Origin of the sequence: Mesorhizobium sp. LNHC229A00 (assembly GCF_000502415.1) — a bacterium.
GTDB lineage: Bacteria > Pseudomonadota > Alphaproteobacteria > Rhizobiales > Rhizobiaceae > Mesorhizobium.
On the sequence record NZ_AYWQ01000029.1, the window covers coordinates 1 to 23,619 of the forward strand.

The following is a 23,619-nucleotide window of genomic DNA, read 5'->3' on the forward strand; positions in this document are numbered from 1 at the left end:
GTGGCAAGTTCTGACATGGATGGCTCCTTTGCTCGGGACGACAACATCCCAACTATGGCGCAATGCGACGCCGGGAGCAGGAGCCATCCACACCATCGATAGAGATCGGTGGGCGCTGGCTTGTCGATGGTGGGTTGTCGGCCAATTTGCCGGTCCGTCTCGCCCTGGGAGAACCGCGGAATTCAGACGCGTTCTGCATTGCACTCGATCTGCTGTCAGCTAAAGGCGACCGGCCTGACTCAACCGGAGCCGCCGCGGGACGCGCTCAGGATATTGTTTTCAGCTGTCAATCCCGCCACGCAATCCAGTCATTGACCAGAGAGTATGACCTTCGTCAGAGCATCAGTCCCCAGGCAGAGTTGGCGACAACGGTACTGCTCTACCTAGCCTACAATGGAGGCCGGCACGAAACAGCGCTGAAGATGCTCGACTTCACAACGGGCTCAATCCGCGAACGCTGGGCTGCCGGAAAGGCGGATATGCTGCAAGCACTGGATCAAACCGCCGGTCTGCCGGCGCCGGTCTCCCGGTCGCTGTCCACTCTCGCACTTGAGCACGGAAAGCTGAACTGGATTGCTTTTTAGAGGCTATTCGCACGACCGTCACGGCCAGCCTACCAAAAAGGTTGCCTCCAACGGAACAGGCCCGTCCAGTGACTCTCATTCCGCCGTCCGACACAGCCATGGTCAACAGAGACCAACAAGTTCGGGCTGCGCAACACTTGGACATTTGCGCGCGCAGACGACAGGCTAGTTGGAGAAGCATGGACACGACCGGCGCAGCCATTCGACGTCACACGCCTGGTGCAAAACATATCGCGCGTCAGAGCTCCGTATATCGTCGTAGCGTCTGCTTGGCTCGCGGAATGCCCGCAACAGGGTGCAGTTGCCTTAGCCATTCAGGAGCTAGCTTCCGTTCTTGCAGGCGAACCTGCGGCCAGCCAGCGGGCTACAGAGCGCGTGTTGCGTTCGCCCGGCTGCGCAAGGCCGGCATTGAGCCCCGCCGCTTGCTGGCCATCTATTTGGGCGTTGGGCGTTGATCGAAGACCACCTTGGCGCTCACCGCACCCAGGAATTCAAAATCGTGCAGGCCGCGAAGGCCATTCACCGGCTCGCAAGCGGACGCATAGAAGCTGGGAGATGCTTAACCCACCGGGCCTGACATCCGCACAGAGTTGGACGCCTACCCGAGATCTTCGGGGCTCGTGCTGCGGAAGATCGGAGAGAAGCTGGAGACGGGGGGAAGTGGAGTGGCTCGCGAAGCGGTCGCGGAAATTGTCACCATGAAGACGAAACTTTTCGGGGAGCACCCATCACACCTTCCGGGGTGGCGACCTGCTTGGGCTAAACGCGAAGGCTAGGACATAGTGCGCAAAGGCCAAACGAGCGAGTAACTTAGTGGCGGCATCGGGTGCCCACATGTTGAGCCGCGCGGCGGGCAACGAAAAGCTTAAGTCCCCCCATTCCCCTTGTGGTGCGCCTTGGTGGTCCGGCTTTAAGCTCTCGTCCATTTCCAGCCCCTTCAATGCAGATGACTTGGACCCAACACTTTTGAGTTCTCCCTTCGTTTGGCTTCCCAGTGATGGACGATCCTTCGTCACTCCGGATATTCTCGCTGCACTATTACCGCCAGCTGGGACCCGGTCATTGAACCCGGCATCCGGTGATCGGTATACAGAACATCTAGCGGGCCATTCGACCTCAGGTAGCTCCAGGCTTCGACGGCCGTGCTTGCCTCGATGACTTCGAGGCCAGGGAAGCCCCGGAGGGTGTCTGCGATGTCAATGCGAATGAACAATTCGTCTTCCACAACCATTACCGCGGCGGGTGACAGCTGAGCCGCGATCCCACAGGTCAGCTTCGATGATCCGCCAGCGGTCCGCTCGTCCTCCGGCCGACACGGTTAGGGTTTGGGGCGGCCGATTAGCCGGAACTGCGCTGCAAGCTGGACGTTAGCAGCTTGGCTGGCCCAGGTCCTTTCATGTTCAATTTCGTCTTTGCTACCGGCATTGAAAACAGCGCTCCCACGATCAGGGGAGGACGGGAGCGGGTCGACGAAATGGAGAAATGTCGCTTCTACCAGCAATGGCGCACCGACTTCGAACTGCTCCAGGAACTGGGTCTTCGCTTTCTCCGCTACGGGCCTCCAATTCACAAGACCTGGCTGGGCGACGGACACTACGACTGGACCTTCGCCGATGAGACCTTCGCTGACCTGAAGGCCAGGGATGTTCTTCCGATCGTCGACCTCTGCCATTTCGGCGTTCCAGACTGGGTGGGCAATTTCCAGAACCCGGATTTTCCGCTGCTGTTTGAACGTTACGCGCACGACTTCGCGACCCGCTTTCCTTGGATCCAGCTCTACACGCCCGTCAATGAGATGTTCATCTGCGCCACCTTTTCAGCGCGCTGGGGTTGGTGGAACGAGCAACTGAGCACCGATACCGCCTTCGTCAGCGCCCTCAAGCATATCGTGAAGGGCAACGTGGTGGCGATGCGGGCAATCCTGCAAGTGAGGCCCGAGGCTATCTTCATTCAAAGCGAATCCTCGGAATACTTCCACGCCGACTCCCCCGAGGCCATCGGCAAGGCGGAGCGTTTCAATAGCCAGCGCTTCCTATCGCTCGACCTCAATTACGGGCATGACGTCGACGCGCGCACTTATCGCTACCTGCTCGAAAACGGGATGACCGCGCAGGAGTACAGCTTCTTCCTGGAAAACCATTTGCGCAGGCATTGCGTGATGGGCACCGACTATTACCAGACCAACGAGCACCGGGTCTGGGCGGACGGGACCACGTCGGCTTCCGGCGAGGTGTTCGGCTATGACGAGATTACGCGCCAGTATTTCAACCGTTATCGCCTGCCTGTGATGCATACAGAGACAAACATCCGGGAAGGGCCGAACGGGGACGAAGCCGTTTACTGGTTGTGGAAGGAGTGGGCCAACGTGCTTAGGATCCGCAACGACGGCATACCTATCGTGGGCTTCACTTGGTACTCGCTCACCGATCAGGTGGACTGGGATAGCGCCCTGCGCGAGAACAACGGAAGGGTCAATGCGGTCGGCCTCTATGACCTGGATCGCAACCCCAGGGCGGTGGGAACCGCATACAAGGCGCTCATCGCCAACTGGAACAAGCTACTCGCCACCCAAAGTGTCTGCCTCGCTTTGCCCGTCTTTTTGCCGTCCGAGCAGGACGACCCAAGTGTTCGCGCGCAGCAGGACTATGCGCGGGGCCTTTTGCATGTGGACCGGATCGCCGAAGCTGGGGCCGAACCGCTGGAACCCTCCAAGGACAAGGTGAAACCCGATGCGCCTGGCTGACAAGAGCGCGATTGTGACTGGCGCCGCAAGCGGCATTGGGCTGGCCATCGCGACCCGCTTGGGCGCCGAAGGCGCCCGGGTTACCATCGCCGACCTGGATGGAGGCAGTGCGCAGGCGGCCGCACAGGCAGTCCGAAAAGCCGGCGCGCCGGACACCGCCGTCTCAGTTTGCGACGTTTCAGACGAGATTGCCGTCGGGCAGTGCTGTCGATTGGCGCTCGCGCGATTTGGCAGGTTGGACATCGTCGTCAACAACGCCGGCCTGATAATGTTCAAGCCCCTCGAGGCGTTCACCAGCGCGGACTGGCTGAAGGTGCTGAGTGTGGACTTGCTGGGGGCAGTCCATTTCACGCGTGAGGCATTCGCGCACATGACCCATGGCGGGTCGATCGTGAACATCTCGAGCGTGCACGCGCTCGAAACGACGCCGCATGTCGCCCCCTACGCAGCGGCGAAAGCCGCGCTGCTGTCGCTCACCCGGTCCACCGCGATCGAAGGCCGGGCGCGTGGCATACGCGCCAATGCTATCCTGCCAGGGGCCATCGACACACCGATGCTTTGGGAAAATCCGAACATCAAGTCCGGCGTCGAAACCATCAGCCCGGAAGATGTCGGCAAGCCGGAGCAGATTGCCGCGGCCGCCGCTTTCCTGGCTTCAGACGACGCCGCCTTTGTCAACGGCGCGGCGCTCAACGTGGATGGCGGCCGGTTGGCGCGGCTCTAGACGTGCTGTCTGATTTTCATGGAGCGAGGCTGTTTAAGGTAGATTTTCGCCTAAACGGCGCCGCTATACGGCGTCGGCTCCCGGTTCACTCGTCCGGCAATGTGGATAGAAAATCGCGAGAGGATTGGATGCGAGGTACACCCCTTACAGGAACTATGGCTGCCTATTCGATAGCAAAGGTCCGCCGGGCGACGTGTGTATCGGCTCAACCTGAAGCTGGTGTCAAATGATTATGGCCATGCCTTGATTATAGAAATCCCGCGGATTGTACGCTCCCAGAAAATGCGGGCGAGTTGTCGCCTTGAGAGCTAACGCCTTTCATTGTTTGGCCGACATGCTCCTCCCTCTCTCGAACCGACTGTTCGTCAGGTCGACGGTGTTCCTCCGAGCGACGCCTCTGCTCGGCGGCAAGAAATTCGCGGTAGGCGAACTCCGCCTTCCGGCTTCCTCCCGCTCAGCCACGAGGTCGCCCGCGGTGCCTCACCCAAACCTGCTGCACGCAGTGGCGGCACGCATTCCCCCCACGGAGATATCGTCCGAGGTCACGGAACTCGCGGCGCAGCCGGATGTTTTCCTCGACTAACGGAGGGTCGCAGGATGTCTGGTGATGAAGATTATCGCAGAGTCGCCCAGCTGTGACGACTAAGATCCATCAGTCGGAAAACCCGCCGGGCAAAAAGAGGTCGGCTATGAACGTCGCTAATCTGCAGCTGGAAGGGTGGATGATGGCGATCGCATCAATCAACAATGTGCTGGTTCATAGCGCCTGCTATCGATTGACGACATCGACACTGCGCTGAGGAAGCGGAAAATCAATAACGAACGAGGAGCGAACCTTCGCCGATATGTTGCCAGCCAACCGTGACGCCATTTCCTTTCCCATCCGGCTCCTGCTGATGGCGAAGCATTCGCAAGGCGAAACCGACGTCCCATTGTTTTCAGAACTGGCGAAGATGGTCGGCCAGACGAAAGGTCCCCACACCGATTAAGGGCGACGACAAACGCGAGCCGGCCGCGTCTGATCGGTCAAGTGAAAACGTTGCGAGCGAAGAGTTGGACTTTTTTGTGAGGAACGGCGAAGCTGAAGAAGCGTCAGCCGCTATCGCGAGACTCCCGCGTTGCGGGTCCAACCGCACAGGAGCAGGACTGTATATGACGAAGCGAGACATCATCGCGATCGGCGGTTCGATGGGCGCGATCGAAGCTGCGAAGGATCTCCTCGCGGGGCTGCCTGACGACTTCCCTGCTGCCGTGCTGATGGTCATCCATGTTGGTGCACGGGGGCTAAACCACTTGGCAGCAATGTTTGAGCCCAACTCGCGGCTTCCAGTCACCACCGCCGTGGATGGCGATTTGCTGGAGCAGGGCCATGTCTACGTTGCGGCAGCTGACCATCATCTGATCGTCGTCGATGGGGTAATCAGGCTGGGCAAGGGCCCTCGCGAGAACTTGGCCCGTCCTGCGGTTGATCCTTTGTTGCGATCAGTCGCAATCTCCTATGGCCCGCGGGCGGTAGGGGTCATTCTCAGTGGGCTTCTAAACGACGGGGCGGCTGGCCTAGCGGCAATCGCGCGGTGTGGCGGAGCAACCGCGGTACAAAATCCGGCCGACTCAAAAGCTTCCGATATGCCGCTTGGCGCGCTCTACGGGACGGACGTCGATTATCGTGGATCAGCAGCCGATCTCGCGACGGTGCTAACGGAGCTCGTTACGCAGGACGTCGATACCTCGTTCGAGGTGCCCGCTGATCTGGAGCTGGAGGTTCGCATCGCGCTGGGGAGACGATCCGATTCCTCCACGATTTCCACCATCGCCGATGTCACGCCAATATCCTGCCCTTCGTGCGGCGGCGTCTTGTCTCAAATGCGCAGCGGTCCTCCTCTCCGCTTTCGGTGCCAGGTTGGCCATGCATTCACTGCCGAGGTCCTGGCCGAAGAACAGGAGCCGTCCGTCGACGAAGCGATCCGCACTGCGCTACGGATTATAGAGGAGCGTGTTGTGCTTCTTGAAAAGATGGCTGTGCAAGCCACCCAGGCCGGACAAACCTACAGCGCGAGAGAGTACGAGCAGCGCTCGGGGGAGCTGCGCGAACAGGCGACGGTTCTCAGAACAGCGGTAATGCGCCCTGGAGCAGCATTGGCTTTGGAGATGGGCCACAGCCACGCGCTTACCACGAGTTAAGTCTGACCAACAACTGGCGCCCATGGCGACCGCTTTGAATTCGGGCTGCCGGGTGGGCTACCATCAACGACCGGAAGGATGCGATGACAATGTCGTGCTGGTCTCGCCGCGCCGTTTTTTTCCGAGGCTCTGGGCCAGCTAATCGCCGTCATCGTCGCGGTTGGCGTGCACGCGGACGGCCGGCGCGAGGTCCTGGGCATGGAGATTGGCACGTCGGAGGCCGAGCCGATCTGGACGGAGTTCCTGCGCAAGCTGACACGCCGCGGCCTGCGCGGGGCGATAGTCGTCTCTGACGCGCACGAGGGTCTAAAGAGCGCCGTCACCAAGGTTCTGTCGGCGACATGGCAGCGTTGCCGCGTCCACTTCATCAGAAACGTGCTGGCCCACGCCGGCAAGAGCGGCCGCCGCTTCGTTTCGGCCTTCATCGCCACCGCCTTCCCCTAGGAGACGCCCGAGGCCGCGTCCGTACAATGGCGCGCCGTTGCCGACCAGATCCGGCCGAAGGTGACGAAGCTGGCGATAATCATGGACGACGCCGAGCCCGACGTGCTGGCCTACATGACCTTCCCGAAGGAACATCGCGCCAAGATCCACTCGACGAATCCGATCGAGCGTCTCAACGGCGAGATCAAGCCATGGCGGCTTCTTCCCGATTGAACAACTGACCGGATTTCAGCATCGCATGCATGATGACAGCGAGCTTGCGGGCGACAGCGACAGCTGCCCGCTTGAAGCCGATCTTGTCACGCAGCTTCAGCCCCCATGTGCGCAGACTGCTGTCAGCCCGGCTGCGCGTCAGGATCACGACTGCGGCCTCAAGCCCTCTCAGATGAGGATCCCCACGCCGCGAGATATGACCATCATAATCGACTTCGCCGGATTGATAGCTCGGGTTGTCAAGCCCAGCCACGCTCCGACAGCGCGCGATGTCTTGAAATTCGATGGATCCTCGATGGCACCTATGAATGAAGTCGCAGTGATGGTGCCGTCGCCGGGGATCGATATCAATAGCTGGCATGCGTCATTGTGCCGGGCGTTGGCGACGAGCTGCTGTCCGAGTTCAGCAGCGCGGGCGCGCATGCTGAGCCAAGCTTCGAGAAGTGGCAGGACAATCCGGCCAAGCTCTTCCTGATCGGCCAGCAGGCGCCGGACGTCGGCTTCGAACTTGCCGCTCTTGCTTCGCGGAATGATCAGCCCGAACGTCTTCATGAGCCCGCGGATCTGGTTGGAGAGCTCGGTCGTGATCTTAACCAGCCGGCTCCGCGCGGCCACCAGCGTGCGGCTCAGCATGCTGTCATAGCCCTTCACCCGCACCTCGCGGTGAAGCCGACCTCGGCCAGATGCGCCAAGCCGTCGGCATCGTTGGCGTCCGTTTTGTACGGTGTCATGTCCAGCGCGGACTTGGCATGCCCGGCGTCGATGCAGATCGCCGGAAGTCCTTCGGCGCTCAAGGCATGATAGAACCACACCGACAAGGGTCCGGTCTCGAACACCACCCGCTCTGCAATCATGTGACGGCTTCCGGCCTTAGGGCGACTCGCTCCCGCGATTACCCCATGTTTGAAATTTGCCAGCCAGCCTCAATCGAGCTTCTTGATGCGCCCNGCTCAAGGCATGATAGAACCACACCGACAAGGGTCCGGTCTCGAACACCACCCGCTCTGCAATCATGTGACCGCTTCCGGCCTTAGGGGGACTCGCTCCCGCGATTACCCCATGTTTGAAATTTGCCAGCCAGCCTCAATCGAGCTTCTTGATGCGCCCCTTTTCGAGACGAAACGCGCCGTTCTGTCCGCCCTGACGTGCGAAGTCGGTCTGTAGCTCATCCCATGTGCCAAGATACTCGCCGCAACCGACGCAATTGATCGGCGTGCTAGGTTGGGCGTCTTTGGGAATCTGCAGTCGGATAATGCGGCAATAGGGGCATTCCAAAAGATGGTCCAGATACTTGCCGGCCATATTTTCAATGATCGTTGTCGTCTTCCTCGCCCGTCGCATTAGGTTGACAACGTTGCCGATCACGTCAGCGGGTCGCTTGGGGCCTTTGGGTCCGGTGGGCATACCTGGATCGTCCTTAAAGACAGTGCCCGGGCAAGCGGGCCAACTTCAGCGATAATCTCAGCCGTTGGGATATGCGCGTCAATTGCAGCAGCGGTAAGGTTGAATACATGCGACATGATCCCGATCCCTTGAAGGTCAGGATGGTTGAGGCTGTTAGTCACTTAACTGTCGAACAATTCTCGGGCGCGGTCCGATACGGGTCTTCTCTCCAAGCTTTCGCTAAAGCATGTAGGAAAGTTTGGCACGCGGCGCGACAATAGCGTTCGCGCGGCAAATTTGAAACTGAGGCAAACGGTTACGGACCTGGACGGGCAGCGTCGCGGACATGATCGAGACCGACGCAGTCTGAGAACGCGGCTACCCGCGAGGGGGACGAGCTCGAGCGGGTGACGACGAAAATCGTCTCGGTCGTTGTGGACGCGGTGATCCTTGCGATGTCCGGACGGGTTCGCGGCCTGGCCGACCGCAAGGTGCGCCACGTCTCGGCCGGCCTCGACCTGCCAAGTCGCAGGACCGAGCTGCAAATCCTCGACAATGCCGTGGCGACCTGCCTTGCCGCCCTGGGAAAGGTCCTCCGAGCCACACCCTGCCAACCTGCTCTTGCCTGCTGCAAGCGTTGGCGCTGTACGCGCAATGGTCGAGCAGCGATCCGGGATCGTTACAAACGTGCACGTTGCGCGAGGAGGCCGCGGCAGCTACTGATGCGCTTCAGGCGGCACGCGAGCGGGTCGGCGAAGAACGGGCACTGCCTTAGCCTGCCAGGGCGAGGCTGCTTTCGGCTTTGTCGACAGCAAGGGCCAGCGGGCACATTGGGGAAACCAAGGCGGCACGCGAGGCAGCGGATGCGGGTGCAACCCGATGGGAGGCCGCGATCATGCGGTTGCATCCCTGGTCGGGAGATGCGCAGGCATTGGCCAGAGTCGCCATTCCGAATGCTGGGCGGCTTGGTGCATGGAAGGCCGTGGCAGCAGAGCTCGGGAAGAGCAGGGGCGTCCTTTTCGAACGTCTTGCCGAGCACCGTGTTTCGGCGTGGATCTTGCTCGGGCAGCGTGGCATTTCATGGGGCGGCTCGTTACTGTCTGAAATTACGCGTACATTGACAACTCCAATTTTGAATATAAGTTCGGTCATAGAACGAATTAACCGGAGTTCGATGTGACCGACCTGCCGCGCATATCCCGTCAGTTCTCACAGCGCTCCGTGATGGAAGCGATCGTCCAGGGCGGGCCGATCTCGCGCGCCTCGATAGCCAAGCTGACAGGCCTGTCGAAGCAGACCATCTCTGAAATCATGCGTGGGCTCGAGCAGGAAGGCTGGGTCCAGGAAACCGGCCGTACCAGCGGCCATGTCGGGCGCACCGCCGTCACCTACGAACTGGTACACGACGCTGCCTATATCATCGCCGTCGACCTTGGCGGCACCAAGGTGCGGGTCGCGCTGACCGACCTTGCCTGCCAGATCTTTGCCGAAGCCGCCACGCCGACCGATCCGCGCGGTGGCCAGTTCGTCGTCGATCAGATTGCAGCGCTGGTCTTCGATGCCGCCGCCAGACAGCGCGTCGCGCGCAAGAAGATACGCCTCGCCGTCATCGGCGCGCCTGGCGCTCCGGACCCGGCTACCGGCCGCATTCTATTGGCGCCGAACATTGCCGGCTTCGCCACGATGAATGTGCTGGATGCCTTCGAAAAGGCGCTCGGCGTCGCGGTGATGATCGAAAACGACGTCAATCTTGCGGTGCTTGGCGAGAACTGGCTCGGTCGGGGCCAGGGCATCGACAATCTCGCCTATATCGCGCTCGGCACCGGCGTCGGCAGCGGGCTGATGCTGGGCGGCCATCTGGTGCGGGGTGCTGCGCACGCCGCTGGCGAGATCGGCTTCATGCCCATTGGTGCTGATGCCTTCGCGGAGGAATCGCTGCGCACCGGCGCCTTCGAACGCGCCGTGGCCACCCACGCCATGACTGATCGCTACCACGCCCTCACCGGCAGGCAGGTCTCCGTGCCGGCAATATTCGAGAATGCCGCGCGTGGCGACAAGGACGCGCTCGCCGTGCTCGATGAAACTGCCCGGCACCTGGCGCAAGGCGTTGCGGCAATCGCGGCGATCGCCAATCCCGAAAAAATCATCCTTGGCGGCTCGATTGGGCTGCGGCCCGAAATGCTGTCCAGGGTGAAGGCGCTTCTGCCGCTATGCTTTCCCTATCCGGTCACGGTCGAGGCGAGCGAACTCGGCGCACGCGCAGCCCTCATTGGCGCGGCGGCAATCGGGCTTGGCCAGTTGCACAACACGTTCTTCGGCGTCGACGCGCCGGATGGCCGGATTTCCCTGCCGCCTGCCCAGGCCGCCGCCCTGAAGGAGGCCGCGATATGACTGACGATATCACCGCCCGGCTGCAGGCAGCGCTCGACCGTGACGATGCGCTGACGCTGTTTCGCGGTGCCATCGCCCGCGAGAGCATCACCGGCAACGAAGCCAACGTCGTCGACTTCCTCGAAGCCAGGATGCGCGATCTTGACCTCAGCGGCCTGACCAGGACGGAATTCCTTTCCGGCCGGCCGAACATCTGGGGCGAGCGCAAAGGCGCGGGCCAAGGAGCCGACCGGGGCAAGCGCCTGCTGTTCATCGGCCATACCGACACCGTCCATGTCGACGGCTGGCGTGAGCATTGGGCAGGCACCGAGCGTGAGGAACCGTTCGCCGCCCCCATCATTGACGGCGCTGTCTGGGGCCGCGGCTCCGGCGACCTCAAGGCCGGCATCACTGCTTCGCTTGCTGCACTCGCGCTGCTCGACAAGGCCGGCATTCGCCTCAAGGGCGACGTCGCCTTTGCTTTCGTCGGCGATGAGGAGAGCGGCCAGCCCGGCACCGGCATTTCCGCCGGGATCAAGCACTTCGTCGGCAGCATCGAGGCAGGCGAGGTCGCCGCCCCCGATTTCACCGTCTATGTCGAACCGACCCGCCTTGCCGTCTATGCGGCTCAGATCGGTTTCTTCATCACTGACATCACGATTACGGGAAGGTCCGCCTATTTCGGCGTGCCGGAACTCGGCAAGGATGCGCTTCGCGCCAGCCATGCCGCGATGACGGCGCTGTGGAAACACTCCGACGAAATCGCCGCTCGCGCCGAGCACAGACTGGTCGGGCGCGGCTTCCTGCTCATCACGGGCCTGACAGGGGGCGGCTATATCGCCGTGCCCGAGCGTTGCACGCTATCGCTGATCCGCAAGCTGCTGCCGGGCGAGGACCTCGACACCGCCGCCGACGAAATCGAGGCCGCCGTGCGCGGCGCCATCAGCGATCCGGAGATATCGGTCGAGTTCGCCTATCCCGCCGGCCGCGACCATTCGCTTGGCGGCACCGCCGCCGAGATTGACCAAACCCGGAACGAAGTCGCCCTGCTGTCGGATGCGATGGCCGGCGCGATGAGCGGACGCGGCGGCATCGAGGGCGCGCCGTTCTGGTCGGAGTCCCCGTTCTTCGTCAACCGGCTCGGCATTCCCGCCGTCTATTGCGCGCCGGGTGATATCAGGAATTGCCACACATTCGAGGAGCACGTCGATGTCGAGGAATATCTCGCCGGCATCGTCGGCTTCGCCGCCTTCATGGCCCGCTACTGCGGGGTGGCCAAGTGATCAACCACCGAAGCAAAAATGGGAGAACTGACATGCTGATGAAGAAACTGATCGCCGCCGTCTTTGCCGGCGGACTGTTGCTGGCCGCCAACCCGGTCGTTGCGCAGACGGTCGGCCCGCAGGGCGAAGCCGCCACGCCAAGCGCCGACGTGACGCTGAGCGATGCCGACATCGCCGCCCTCAAGGACAAGGGCTACAAGGCGGCGCTGCTCTGGCATACCTCCTCCGACTTCACCAATGCGGTGACATCAGGCGCCACCGACGAGTTCGCTCGCGCCGGCATCACCATTGCGGTGAAGACGGATGCCCAGTTCGACGCTGCTCGCCAGCGCAGCGACATCGAGACGGCTTTGGCCGCCAAGCCGAACGTCATCCTGGCGCTGCCGCTCGACCCGGCCACCTCGGCCGAAGCTTTCCGACAGGCGGTCAAGGACGGCACCAAGCTGGTGTTCCTGTCCAACCTGCCCAAGGACTACAAGCAAGGCACAGACTACGCCTCGATCGTCACCGACGATCTATTCCAGATGGGCAAGCAGGCGGCAGATGCGATGGCCAAGGCCATCGGCGGCAAGGGCCAGGTCGGCTACATCTTCCACGATGCCAGCTATTACGTCACCAACCAGCGCGACAAGGCCTTCAAGACCACCATCGAGAAGGACTACCCTGATATCAAGATCGTCGCCGAACAGGGCATTTCCGATCCGGCCCGCGCCGAGGAACTGGCCAATGCCATGCTGCTGCAGCATCCCGATCTCGACGGCATCTACGTGACCTGGGCCGAGCCGGCCGACGGCGTGCTTTCGGCGCTGCGTGGCGCCGGCAACACCAAGACGAAGATCGTCACGCTCGACCTCGCCGAGCCGGTGGCGCTCGACATGGTCAAGGGCGGCAATGTCGCAGCACTCGTCGCCGACAAAGCCTATGAACTCGGCCGCGCCATGGCTGCTGCCGGCATGAAGTCGCTGCTCGGCCAGCCGACACCAGCCTTCGTCGTCGCTCCGGCGCTGACCGTGACCAAGGAGAATGTCGCGCAGGGCTGGAAGGACTCACTCAACCGCGAGGCGCCGCAGCCGGTGCTCGACGCAGCAAAGTAAGGCTCTCGCTCCGGTACGGCCCGCCGCACGGAGCTTTTCTTCGACCCAACAAAAAGGGAACTGACATGCGCAAAGCATCTGTAATCATGACTGCCGTGGCGAGCCTGTTTGCCATGCACGCCTTCGCCGCTGAAGGGGTCACCACAGGGCCGAATGGTGAAAAGCCGGTGCCAGCGAGAAGTCTTACGCTGACGGAGGCGCAAGAGCAGCAGATCAAGGACGGCAAGTTTACGGCCGCCCTCGTCTGGCACGAGATGAGCGAATACACCAACGCCGTCAACGCCGGCGCCCATGACGAGTTCAAGCGCCTCGGCATCGAGGTGGTCGCGCAGACCGATGCCGGTTTCGACGCCGCGCGACAGAAGGCCGATGTCGAGACGGTGATGGCCAAAAAGCCGTCGATCATCCTGTCGCTTCCCGTCGACCCGGCAACCGCAGCTTCGGTCTACGATCCGGCCCGCCACGCCGGCGTCAAGCTCGGCTTCGTCGACAATTGCCCGGCCGGCTACAAGCAGGGCACGGATTACGTCACCATCGTTTCCGACGATCTCTTCCAGATGGGCAACAAGGCCGGCATCGCCATGGCCGAGGCGCTCGGCAAGAAGGGCAAGGTCGGCTACATCTTCCACGATGCCGATTTCTACGTCACCAACCAGCGCGACCAGGCCTTCAAGAAGACCATCCAGCAGGACTATCCTGATATGAAGATCGAGGCCGAGGCCGGCATGGCCGACCCGGCGCGCAGCGAAGACATTGCCCAGGCGATGATCACCCAGCATCCGGACCTAGACGGCATCTATGTCACCTGGGCCGAACCGGCGCTGAGCGTGCTCTCGGCCTTGCGCGGCGCCGGCAATAGCCACACCAAGATCGTAACACTCGACCTCAACGAGCCTGCCGCGCTCGACATGGTCAAGGGCGGCAACATCGCGGCTCTTGTCGCCGACGAGGCCTACAGCATCGGCGTGACGCTGGCGCGCGCCTCGGCAGGCTCGCTGGTCGGCAACAAGGCCGAGCCATTCTATGCCGTTGATTCCATCGCCGTCACCAAGGACACGGTGAAGGACGGTTGGAAGAAGTCCCTCAACAGGGACGTACCAGCGGCCATCGCGGAAGCAATGAAATAGGCTCAAGGCGAAGCGCTCTCACCGGAGGGATAAAATGTCCAGTGCCAACACCAGTGCCGGTAGCAGCTTTGCCAGCCGCTCCAATCTGCAGCAATATGTCGTCTACCTCGGTTTCCTGGCGATCTTCCTGTTCTTCGCCATTGTGCTGAGGGACAGCGGCTTCCTCACCGTCCGCAATTTATCGAACATCGTTTTGCAGACGACGCCGGTGACGATCATGGCCATCGGCCTGGTCTTCGTCATGTCGGCCGGCGAAATCGATTTGTCGATCGGCTCGATCGTGGCGGTGGCGGCCCTTGCAGCCGCCGTCACCATCAACGCTTACGGCATGCCGGCAGGCATCGTCGCCGGCCTCGGCGCCGGCCTGCTTATCGGCGTCATCAACGGCGTCCTCGTCGCCTATGTCAGGCTGCCCTCCTTCCTGGTGACGCTGGCGACGCTTGGCCTGTTCGCCGGCGTTTCCCGTTCGATGACAGACCTGCGCTCGATCTCGGTGACCAATGAAGCCTTCACCGGCTTCTTCGGTTCCGGCTCGCTGCTCGGTGTCCCCTCGCTGGTCTGGTGGTCGGTAATTGCCGTCACCATCGGCCACTTGGTGTTCCGCGAAACCCGTTTCGGCGCGCATGTGCTGGCGACCGGCGACAATGCCCGCGCCGCAAGCGTGTCGGGCATTAGCGTGCCCAGGATCAGGCTCGCCGTGCTGGCCATCAGCGGCGGGCTGGCCGGTCTTGCCGGCCTGCTCTACGCCGGTCGCCTGCAGGCGGCGAAATATACGCTCGGCGAAACCGACCTGATGACGGTCATCGCCGCCGTCATCGTCGGCGGCACGCTGCTCAATGGCGGCAAGGGATCCGTGGTCGGCGCGCTGGTCGGCTCGCTGATGATGGGCATGCTCAACAACGGCCTGATCCTGATGGGCCTGTCGGTCTCCGACCAGATGATCGTGCGCGGCCTCATTATCCTGACCGCCGTCGCCGTGTCGCTGCGCGAAAAATCCCGCTGAAGGAAGCCATACATGTTTCTCGACGTTCTGCGCCGCCGCAACCCCGCTTTCATTGAAGCAGCTATGCGGTTGCACCAGCAAGGTAAGCTGCCGGCCAATGCTTATGTGCTGGATCTAGACACGGTTGAGGCCAATGCGCGGATTCTCAAGGACGAAGCCAGCCGCAACGGCCTGAAGATCTTCGCCATGACCAAGCAGGTCGGCCGCTCCTCGTCGTTCTGCCGGGCGGTGACGCGCGGCGGCATCGACCGCGCGGTCGCCGTTGACATGGCCTGCGCCCGCGCCACCCACAACGCAGGCATGAAGCTTGGCCATCTCGGCCATCTCCAGCAGGTCGCAAAATTCGAAGCGGCGGCTGCGGCGAAAACCTTCAAGCCGGACTACTGGACCGTGTTCAACGATGCCAAGGCTGGGGAAGCTGCGGCAGGCGCCAAGGCGGCCGGCTATGTGCAGGAGCTGCTGGCTCGCATATCGGCGGAAGGCGATATTTTCTACCGCGGCCATGAAGGCGGCTTCGACGCCGCCGACATCGTCGATGTCGCCGACCGCCTCGATGCACTGGCCGGCGGCCGCTTCGCCGGCATCACCACTTTCCCTGCTTTGCTGTTCGACCATGCCTCGCGAAAAGTGCTGCCGACCCCCAATCTGGCGACGCTCGCCAACGCGGCCGAAGCGCTGGCCAAGACAGGCCGCAAGGGCATCGAGATCAACGCGCCGGGCACCACCTCGAGCGTTATGCTGGCGGCACTCGCCGAAGCTGGCGCGACCCAGTGCGAGCCCGGGAATGGACTGCATGGCACCACGGCGCTGCATGTCATGGAAGATTTGCCGGAGCTGCCGGCGGTGCTCTATCTCACCGAGGTCTCGCATCTCTCGGGCGGCAAGGCCTATTGCCTTGGCGGCGGCTTCTACATCGACCCGATCTTCCCCGACTATGACGTCAAGGCAATCGTCTCGGCCGAGCCGACGACGGCAGGCTCGGCACTGCGCAGCGTTGAGGTGCCGCCGCCCTCGGCGATCGACTATTACGCCATGATTGATGCCGCCGGCGCGAACGCGCCAAAGCCTGGCGACAGCGCCGTGTTCGGCTTCCGTGGCCAGGCCTTCGTCACCCGCGCCCATATTGTCGGCATCTCNATCTCTCGGGCGGCAAGGCCTATTGCCTTGGCGGCGGCTTCTACATCGACCCGATCTTCCCCGACTATGAACTCAAGGCAATCGTCTCGGCCGAGCCGACGACGGCAGGCTCGGCACTGCGCAGCGTTGAGGTGCCGCCGCCCTCGGCGATCGACTACTACGCCATGATTGATGCCGCCGGCGCGAACGCGCCAAAGCCTGGCGACAGCGCCGTGTTCGGCTTCCGTGGCCAGGCCTTCGTCACCCGCGCCCATATTGTCGGCATCTCGGGCATTTCGACGGGCAATCCGAAAGTGGAAACCATCGAGAACGGGTTCGGTGAACCCTATGCCTGGCCCGTCTAGGAGAAACACATGACCTTGAGCGCGCCCATCCTTCAGCTGCAGGACATTCGCAAGAATTTCGGCGGCATCACCGCGATCGAGAGCTTCTCGCTCCAGGTTTTCCCGGGCGAGATCGTTGCACTTGTCGGCGACAACGGCGCCGGCAAGTCGACGCTGGTCAAGATCGTCTCGGGCGTCCACCCGCCCTCTTCCGGCACCATCATCATCGAAGGAAAACCGGTGACGATGTCGAACGCCACCATGGGGCGCTCGCACGGAATCGAGGTCGTCTACCAGGACCTGGCGCTGGCCGACCAGCAGACGGTCTACATGAACATGTTCCTCGGCCGCGAGCCGCTGAACCGCCTCGGTCTGCTCGACCGCCGCCGCATGATCGACGAGACCGAGAAACTGGTGAAGGAACTGGACGTGCGCATCCCCTCCGCCCACGCCACTATTCGTNTCGGTCTGCTCGACCGCCGCCGCATGATCGACGAGACCGAGAAACTGGTGAAGGAACTGGACGTGCGCATCCCCTCCGCCCACGCCACTATTCGTGATCTCTCCGGCGGCCAGCGCCAGGGCGTTGCGATCGCGCGCGCCACGCATTGGGCAAGCAAGCTGATCCTGCTGGATGAGCCGACAGCGGCGCTGGGCGTTGCCGAAACCGCCCGGGTGGAGGCTATCGTCCAGTCGCTGAAGCAGCGCAATGTCGGCATCCTGATCATCAGCCACAGCCTCGACCAGGTCTTCAAGCTCTCGGATCGCATCTGCGTGCTGAGGCGTGGCAAGCAGATTGGAATTCGCGAGACCGCGAAGACCGATAAGAACGAGATCATTGCCATGATCACTGGCCTGCAGCAGCAATAGCAGGAACTATCTCTGAGAGCCTCCCGCCAGGGCAACACCAAGTGCCTCACGCAGCGCTCATCCGACACTATTCGTTGTTGTCGGCTGACAGGTTTTAGATTGGACTTCGCAGACGAGAACACAATCAGCTCGGATTTGCCGTTCAGCTCTGCCTGATGCGATATCCGGGCAGGGTGTTAGNCAGACGAGAACACAATCAGCTCGGATTTGCCGTTCAGCTCTGCCTGATGCGATATCCGGGCAGGGTGTTAGCGGCCGATGAAACTCCGCCTCGCGCAATGCTAAAGTACGTAGCTGAGCAGATTGGCGCCGACGCTGGAAAGTTTGCGCTCTATGCACGCCGTGAAGAAACGCGTCGCGATCACATTGCTCGCTTGATGGTTTATCTGGCCGCACGGTCACAAACGGATGGAGCGGGCTCGCTCTGTTCAAGTGGTTGATAAAAGGAGGTGCGCCGTGGATGGCGTTAGCGTGGCCGTTCCTAGTCCGCAACATCTTGCTCTCGTCGGCGATCTCTCTTCGTTGATACCCAGCCCGTTTGGATATCGGCCGCGCCGCGCAAACTTGTTAATCGAAGCGCTATTACTCGGGTGGCGGCTCTGAGGCCGTCTGAATCCAAGCTTTCGACGCAAATAGTGGGTACCAGGAACGACTTAATTTCTTCCTCGACCAGCTTAACGTGTTCGATTTGATCAAGACTGCTCTGCAGATCAAGATCGAGGAACTTCTGAATGATTCCGAGAGTACGCCGGCGTTCCCTCAACCGAGCCTCTAGAATTCGTCTTGGCGCCCGCAATTGGACAAGAAGGTCCGGTTTGGGCAGAAGCTCGAGAGCACGCGACACTCGTTCACGATCCGTTATTCCGCTGAACAAAACCAGTGAGGATACGAATTGAACCATACCTTGATCAAAAATTGAGATCTTTGGATTAGATGCCATTGCGGCGCGCCAAGCTTGAAGAAGAGCCTCAAGATGCCAGTGCAGACGAGCTGCCCACATCTCGTTCTTGGGTGGGAGAATCTCAAACAGTTCTCCGAGAGAATGCTGTGCAATACACTTTGAATGAACGCCAGAAACCAGTTTAAAGGCGGCTCTTCTAACCGGGTGTGCACGGTCAGCGATCTGCAAAAGAACGGGCTGGCCCTGACCTCGCAGAACGCGCGCCAACTCGGAGGCCAAGGTGGTCTTACCAGCACCGGAGGGCCCAAATAGCTCCAAGATCATCTTTCAATCCAGACTGAGGGGAGCCGTCCGATAGTAATCTTAGCCAACGAACCAGGAAATGCGTCATCCGTACGAATGACCGTATCGTGAGTAAGACCGGGGCCCCGCCGCCGAAAGGTCTTGCGAAGGAAAAGGTCGACGGCTAAGGCCGCGTCTGGTCGGCCGCGTGCGGTTCCTGAAGGGCGAAGAGAAGCTACGTCACGCCTCAAGAACTTTCGGGAAAATAGCAGGCATTCTTACGCACCTTCTTGCAAGCGGACGCTGGCGAGGAATATAATCCTTTCGTTGCGGCGAACCCCTCAAACGGAGATCGCCACCATGGCTAGGTCAAAACCATCCAAACAGCTTTCCCAGGCAGAAATCGACCGCTTCCTGACGGCCGCAGAGGCTCTGCACAAGAGCATCATCAAGCCATTCATCTCGCCCCATTGCGAGCATTACCGCGCCACGCGAACCCTGCATGAGGCGCTGTTGAAGTCTGTGCGGGAAGTGACGGGGAAGGAAGTCGAGTTCATCCAGTGGAACACTACCGGGCCGGTGCGTCCTAAGGCGGAATGAACGCTATACGATTAACCCGCTACGGCGATTCCCAGGCCGATGGCGAGGCCGAGGCCGCATTGGCGAGCAGCGTGGTCGCGGACTTCCTTCATGTTAGTGAAACCTAATATTAAACCGACTCGTTACAGCGCCCCGGAGCGCACGGCACCGCCCCTACGGCTGGGTAGCGCCAGCCCACATATGCGGTGGCCAACCCGTTCAAATCGTCCGAGCTTCTTGATGTCGATGTGGCGATGTGGATCATGTCGCGGGGATGCTCGCGTTCGTAGCGGCGGATCGGTTCGGCTGGCGCGATGTCCTTCAGACGCGACAATCCGGCACGCCTGAGAACCCGGCTGACGGTGGCGGGCGAGACGCTCACCGCCACGGCGATGTGTTTGCCGGTCAGCCGCTGGCGGCGCAGGACGACGATGCGCTCGGCCACGGCCTGGCTGGTCAGACCCGGCATGACGTTGGGCCGTGACGAACGGTCGGCCATCCCTTTACTGCCTTCGGTCTTGTAGCGCTCGACCCAGCGCGCCACAATCTTGGGTGACACGCCATAGGTCCGCACCGCATAGGCTGTGGAAAGGCCGCCTTCTATCACCAAAAGCGCCATCTCCTCTCGATGCAGAGGCGTGAGACGGGCATTCTGGTGGATGTTCATTCGGACCCTCCGGTGAGTGCTGAAGCGTGGTATCTCCAGTCTCCTCGGTTTGGTCCGAATGGACAACCTAGCCAACCTGTGATCCGCATTCAGCGGGGGCGGAGGAACCCACCTTGCAGCACCAGTCATGGATGGAATGTCCGCCCCAAATAGCGCGGCGCCCGGAGGACTAGCGGCCGCCGACGGTCGGCGTGATGCTAGGCCTTCGCTCGTCGACCATCCGAGCCGGCGTGATCAGCTTCCTGGCCCACAACTGAACTGGTTGCTCAATGTACCTCCGCGAAACGACGGCCGTGCCAATCGCAGCCGGGAAAAGGACCGTGATCACGAACCAGGGCTGTCCGCTAAGTTGACCGAACAGATGGCTCAAAACCAGCTTCACCGGCACATGCAATACGTAGAGCGAGTAAGAGCAAACCCCTACGCGAACCAGCAATGGGGTCGCGAGAAGTAATGCTCGATCCGACGAAGCAGCCCAAACGGCAGAGATGAATGCTGCATTGACCAAGAAGTAGAGAATCGGACTGATGTGCGCCCAATCCGGGCGCCCAAAAAGCGAATAAAAAACCGCCAGGATAAGCGCAACGCAAGTCAATTTCGTCGCTCGGTCGGTGCGGATGCGGTAGAGCATCATGCCGGCGATAAACAGATGTCCGAACTGCGGCATTAGAAGCGACTGCACCATCCAGTCATTGTAGAAGCCCCACCCGTGGCCGCTTAGCAGGATTGCGCCTCTAAGCAAAATCATAAGCGTTAGCCAGGCAATCGATATAGCGTCTATATTCTGGAGTTGGCTGATTTTGAAAATCACCGCCATGGTAGCGTAGAACACGAGTTCATACGCTAAGCTCCAATATGGACTAACAAGGTTAGGCGCGTAAAGAAAGGCCTGCAGCATCGTGGCATTGATCAGTATGGTTCGACCGGTGGTTTGATCAGTCATCCATAGGAAAAGGCCGGCTACGCCGATTGAAAGCCAATATGCAGGATACAAACGGGCCGCACGACCGATGACAAATTCGGTTAACGATTTCACTCGCTCGAGCGTCATAAGGATCACGAACCCGCTGATCACAAAGAACAACTCGACGCCAAGCAGGCCATAGTAGGCGGGCCTGTCGACGTAGTGGTAGGCAACCACGCCAAGGGCGGCCAGACCTCGCAATCCGTCAAGAGCGCTGAGTCTTCGCGAGGCGGTCATTGGGTGCAAGCAATGAGATCAAACAAGACCGAGACGTAGCGCGCCTGCGCCATTCGTCAATGATGCTGATTAGCGCCGACCGCCAACTGGAAGCTTGGGTCATGAAGAGTAGCGGTAGGCGAGTTGCAACTTGGCGACAACAGAACACTGCCGCGAACACGAGCGTTCTCCGCCTGGAATGGGGCGGTGAAGAACACCGCCCGTTCTGGATGTCGGTTCCGACCGTTGGGGCTGGGGGATCATACATTCTGGGACTGACGCCGAGACACTTAGATGCCAATCTGCCCCGCCAGCATCCCCGCTTGGCGACCTGGTCCATGCTGCTCGAACAGGGCCTGGACAACGGTAATCTGATCGTTGCGTTGGCGGCTTTGGACGGCATCGAAGCCGCGGAGCGGGAGATCGAACGTCAGCCTGCCCAAGACAAGGAACGACTGAGCGCAGTGCTGCGACACGACACCGACGGCGGCAATGTCAATCGTCCCGATTCCGCAGGTTGATTTTTCGTGGCGGTGTTCGTTATTGCGTCGACTATTGAGTATCAATATAGGTCGACGAAAATCGGCTCTGGGTCGTCAGGCTGAATGGCGGCTTGTCGACGCGATTATCACGAAAGCTGTCGCTCTGATTGCGGCCCCTAATCTGCCGGCCAGCTTTGCGCCTCATTTCAGACATTGAGACCACGTCGTCTGCGCTCGGAAACGGACCCTCGCGATCTAGAATCAGCAGCTGGATGGACCAGCAAGCGCGTCGCGCAGCACACGGCTTGGCTGAAGAGTCCAGCACCAGATTCAGCCGTTCTGAACGCCCGTCGCCGACGATGACGACGAAATAAGGATGCGCCATAATGCTGCAATCACACTCCCATCCAAGGGAAAGCGTGGATCAGCTCACCTGGCTTTTCTCGAAGAGCGCCTAATGTGTCGCGGTCGAGATGTTCTGGTTGACGCTAAAAAAGTTGGTAGGGTCGTATTTCCTTTTTACCTCGGCAAGCCGGCTGTAATTGTCGCCGAAGGAGGCGCGGATCACTTGGTCCGCGGGCTCGCTCAGAAAATTCAGAAGGTGCATGCCGCTCGAATGCGGCTCGAATGCATCATACATGGCCCGTACCCAAGCAATATGCCTTTCGCTTTCGGCCGCATCCGTCCACTGTGCAGTCATCCCGATGTTGTATTCTGCGTTCCGCTGGACGAAGGCGGAGTCCGCGTAACTGATCCGGCCGGGCGCGCCGCCGTAGAACTCTACTATGCAGGCCGAAAGAGGCGACTCCATCCGATTTCCATGCTCGACAAGCAGGTCGATGATCGCGTCGGTAAGCTGCGGAACGAAGCTCGCCTTCCAGTAATTGTGGGTGCCGTCCGGGAATGCGCCGTCCAGCAGCTTCTGCATAGACGGGAAAGGCATTGCCTGGATGGCGTCAAGCAGCGGTGGACCGAAGGCTCGCAGCGGCGCCAGCACGCGCGTGCCTTCGTCCACGTCACCGCACCAGCATGTGATTATGCCGACCGCCGGCATGCCGTCCGGCGTCGTCAGCATGGCCGCGTAAGCAGTCAGTTCCTCCGGCGCCGTAGCCATGAAGTCGCGATAGAAGCGCAACACCTGGCCGGACTTGTCGCGGGCATGAACAATCAGGCCGCCGAGCACCGAAGATATTTTCTTCGCCCGGAAGGTGAAGCAGGTGACGATGCCGAAATTGCCGCCTCCGCCGCGCAAAGCCCAGAAGAGGTCGGGGTGGTCTGCCGCGTTGGCCGTCAGCAGGTGGCCCTCCGCAGTCACCAGCTCAAACGAGATTACATTGTCACAACTCAGTCCGTGCTTGCGCACCAGCCAGCCTACGCCGCCGCCGAGCGTCAGACCGGCAACGCCGGTCTTCGAGACGACGCCGACCGGCACCGCCAGCCCATGCAGATGCGCCTCTCGGTCGAGATCGCCAAGCGTCGCGCCGCCCTGAACTCGCACGGTCTGGGTTTTGGGCTCAACCAGCACGCCACGCATAGCGGAGAGGTCGATGACGATGCCGTTGTCGCATAACGCCCGCCCGGCGACATTGTGACCGCCCCCACGCACCGCGACAAGAAGGTCGTTCTGAGCAGCGAATCTCACCGCGTGGATTACATCAGCGACACCGAGGCAGCGTGCTATCAATCCTGGGTGTCGGTCGATTGCCGCGTTCCAAATACGGCGCGCCGCGTCGTATTCGGCATCAGCGGGCCGGATTGAGCGTCCAGCCAACCCGGAAGTAAACTCATCGATAAGATCGGCGCCAATCGGCACACCACTGCGGTTCTGAAGCTCCGTCACCTGCTACATCCTCCTCCTCAACGTCCTCGCGTAAGCTCACGCCTCGAGGCGAAAGTTAGCATAGCATCGGTTGGCGTGCCTGTGATGCCGAAAACACTCTCGACCCGATCAGCGGCGCTCGGAGCGTGAGTGGCTGCTTTGCCAATTGGATGTGCTCGAAAGCTGTCAGTCCGCTGGCCGCCCCAATCCTGTCGAGCAGCAATGCGCCT

General features: G+C 61.1%; 19 protein-coding genes and 4 pseudogenes. 16 read left to right on the forward strand and 7 right to left on the reverse strand.

The genetic code is table 11. The features are described from left to right. Positions 1-134 precede the first annotated feature (134 nt). The 5 genes and pseudogenes from X742_RS0138785 to X742_RS01000000170890 all read left to right on the forward strand — a co-directional run. Positions 135-584 (forward strand): DUF3734 domain-containing protein, encoded by a 450-nt coding sequence (locus tag X742_RS0138785; protein ID WP_198019266.1) that lies wholly within the window; start codon positions 135-137, stop codon positions 582-584. Positions 585-1,980: 1,396 nt separating this feature from the next. Then, a complete protein-coding gene (locus X742_RS142070; RefSeq protein ID WP_023775167.1) occupies positions 1,981-3,327 on the forward strand; it encodes a family 1 glycosylhydrolase in 1,347 nt (448 codons plus the stop codon). Next, the gene (locus tag X742_RS142065) at positions 3,314-4,051 is read left to right on the forward strand and encodes an SDR family oxidoreductase (protein ID WP_023775168.1); all 738 of its coding nucleotides are present in this window, start codon (positions 3,314-3,316) and stop codon (positions 4,049-4,051) included. Before X742_RS142070 ends, X742_RS142065 begins: the two co-directional genes overlap by 14 nt. A 1,152-nt stretch (positions 4,052-5,203) precedes the next feature. Continuing rightward, on the forward strand, positions 5,204-6,232 hold the full coding sequence (locus X742_RS142055; RefSeq protein ID WP_023775171.1) for a chemotaxis protein CheB: 1,029 nt from the start codon (positions 5,204-5,206) through the stop codon (positions 6,230-6,232). Between the two features lie 141 nt (positions 6,233-6,373). Continuing rightward, positions 6,374-6,865: pseudogene (locus X742_RS01000000170890) on the forward strand (transposase); the annotation flags it as partial. On the opposite strand, the pseudogene X742_RS1000000171765 reads toward X742_RS01000000170890, so the two are convergent. Next, positions 6,861-7,737 (reverse strand): annotated as a pseudogene (locus X742_RS1000000171765) (IS110 family transposase); the annotation flags it as partial. The pseudogenes X742_RS01000000170890 and X742_RS1000000171765 sit on opposite strands and share 5 nt — an antisense overlap. 235 nt (positions 7,738-7,972) lie before the next feature. Continuing rightward, positions 7,973-8,293, reverse strand: coding sequence for a hypothetical protein (locus X742_RS142050; RefSeq protein WP_023775177.1), 321 nt, complete (start codon positions 8,291-8,293; stop codon positions 7,973-7,975). A 1,155-nt stretch (positions 8,294-9,448) separates the two neighbouring features. Here X742_RS142050 and X742_RS142045 point away from each other — a divergent pair. The 9 genes and pseudogenes from X742_RS142045 to X742_RS1000000173340 all read left to right on the forward strand — a co-directional run. Then, positions 9,449-10,663, forward strand: a complete 1,215-nt coding sequence (locus X742_RS142045) for an ROK family transcriptional regulator (RefSeq protein WP_031248633.1) — start codon at positions 9,449-9,451, stop codon at positions 10,661-10,663. Further along, positions 10,660-11,925, forward strand: coding sequence for a M20/M25/M40 family metallo-hydrolase (locus X742_RS142040; RefSeq protein ID WP_023775179.1), 1,266 nt, complete (start codon positions 10,660-10,662; stop codon positions 11,923-11,925). The genes X742_RS142045 and X742_RS142040 overlap by 4 nt, the downstream gene beginning before the upstream one ends. A 32-nt stretch (positions 11,926-11,957) precedes the next feature. Next, positions 11,958-13,019: a substrate-binding domain-containing protein gene (locus X742_RS142035; RefSeq protein WP_023775180.1), complete on the forward strand. Its 1,062-nt coding sequence runs from the start codon at positions 11,958-11,960 to the stop codon at positions 13,017-13,019. Between the two features lie 65 nt (positions 13,020-13,084). Beyond that, positions 13,085-14,146: a substrate-binding domain-containing protein gene (locus X742_RS142030; protein ID WP_023775181.1), complete on the forward strand. Its 1,062-nt coding sequence runs from the start codon at positions 13,085-13,087 to the stop codon at positions 14,144-14,146. A gap of 34 nt (positions 14,147-14,180) precedes the next feature. Further along, positions 14,181-15,149 carry an ABC transporter permease gene (locus tag X742_RS142025; protein ID WP_023775182.1) on the forward strand — a complete coding sequence of 323 codons (969 nt, stop codon included), beginning with the start codon at positions 14,181-14,183 and terminating at the stop codon, positions 15,147-15,149. 12 nt (positions 15,150-15,161) lie between these two features. After that, on the forward strand, positions 15,162-16,454 hold the full coding sequence (locus tag X742_RS142020) for an alanine racemase (protein WP_023775183.1): 1,293 nt from the start codon (positions 15,162-15,164) through the stop codon (positions 16,452-16,454). Further along, a complete protein-coding gene (locus X742_RS142015) occupies positions 16,340-16,630 on the forward strand; it encodes a hypothetical protein (RefSeq protein ID WP_348524196.1) in 291 nt (96 codons plus the stop codon). Before X742_RS142020 ends, X742_RS142015 begins: the two co-directional genes overlap by 115 nt. A gap of 9 nt (positions 16,631-16,639) precedes the next feature. Further along, positions 16,640-17,479: an ATP-binding cassette domain-containing protein gene (locus X742_RS142010; RefSeq protein ID WP_023775185.1), complete on the forward strand. Its 840-nt coding sequence runs from the start codon at positions 16,640-16,642 to the stop codon at positions 17,477-17,479. 98 nt (positions 17,480-17,577) lie between these two features. Continuing rightward, positions 17,578-17,886: pseudogene (locus X742_RS1000000173340) on the forward strand (DUF4158 domain-containing protein); the annotation flags it as partial. 74 nt (positions 17,887-17,960) lie between these two features. Here the strand turns inward: X742_RS1000000173340 and X742_RS1000000174400 are convergent. Further along, entirely contained in the window at positions 17,961-18,704 is a 744-nt protein-coding gene (locus tag X742_RS1000000174400; protein ID WP_023775186.1) for an AAA family ATPase, read from the reverse strand. Between the two features lie 318 nt (positions 18,705-19,022). Here X742_RS1000000174400 and X742_RS142000 point away from each other — a divergent pair, with 318 nt between their 5' ends. Continuing rightward, a complete protein-coding gene (locus tag X742_RS142000) occupies positions 19,023-19,262 on the forward strand; it encodes a hypothetical protein (protein WP_023775187.1) in 240 nt (79 codons plus the stop codon). A gap of 173 nt (positions 19,263-19,435) precedes the next feature. On the opposite strand, the pseudogene X742_RS02020 reads toward X742_RS142000, so the two are convergent. Both X742_RS02020 and X742_RS141995 read right to left on the reverse strand, forming a co-directional pair. Beyond that, positions 19,436-19,908, reverse strand: a pseudogene (locus tag X742_RS02020) (leucine zipper domain-containing protein); the annotation flags it as partial. 169 nt (positions 19,909-20,077) lie between these two features. Continuing rightward, positions 20,078-21,109 carry an acyltransferase gene (locus X742_RS141995; protein ID WP_023775189.1) on the reverse strand — a complete coding sequence of 344 codons (1,032 nt, stop codon included), beginning with the start codon at positions 21,107-21,109 and terminating at the stop codon, positions 20,078-20,080. 317 nt (positions 21,110-21,426) lie between these two features. Here X742_RS141995 and X742_RS141990 point away from each other — a divergent pair, with 317 nt between their 5' ends. Beyond that, complete coding sequence (locus X742_RS141990; RefSeq protein ID WP_023775190.1) at positions 21,427-21,609, forward strand: hypothetical protein; 183 nt, start codon at positions 21,427-21,429, stop codon at positions 21,607-21,609. A 31-nt stretch (positions 21,610-21,640) separates the two neighbouring features. Here X742_RS141990 and X742_RS1000000174405 read toward each other — a convergent pair whose 3' ends face one another. Then, positions 21,641-21,955: a hypothetical protein gene (locus X742_RS1000000174405; protein ID WP_023775191.1), complete on the reverse strand. Its 315-nt coding sequence runs from the start codon at positions 21,953-21,955 to the stop codon at positions 21,641-21,643. A gap of 69 nt (positions 21,956-22,024) precedes the next feature. Further along, entirely contained in the window at positions 22,025-23,410 is a 1,386-nt protein-coding gene (locus X742_RS0138815) for an FAD-binding oxidoreductase (RefSeq protein WP_031248636.1), read from the reverse strand. Between the last annotated feature and the right edge of the window lie 209 nt (positions 23,411-23,619).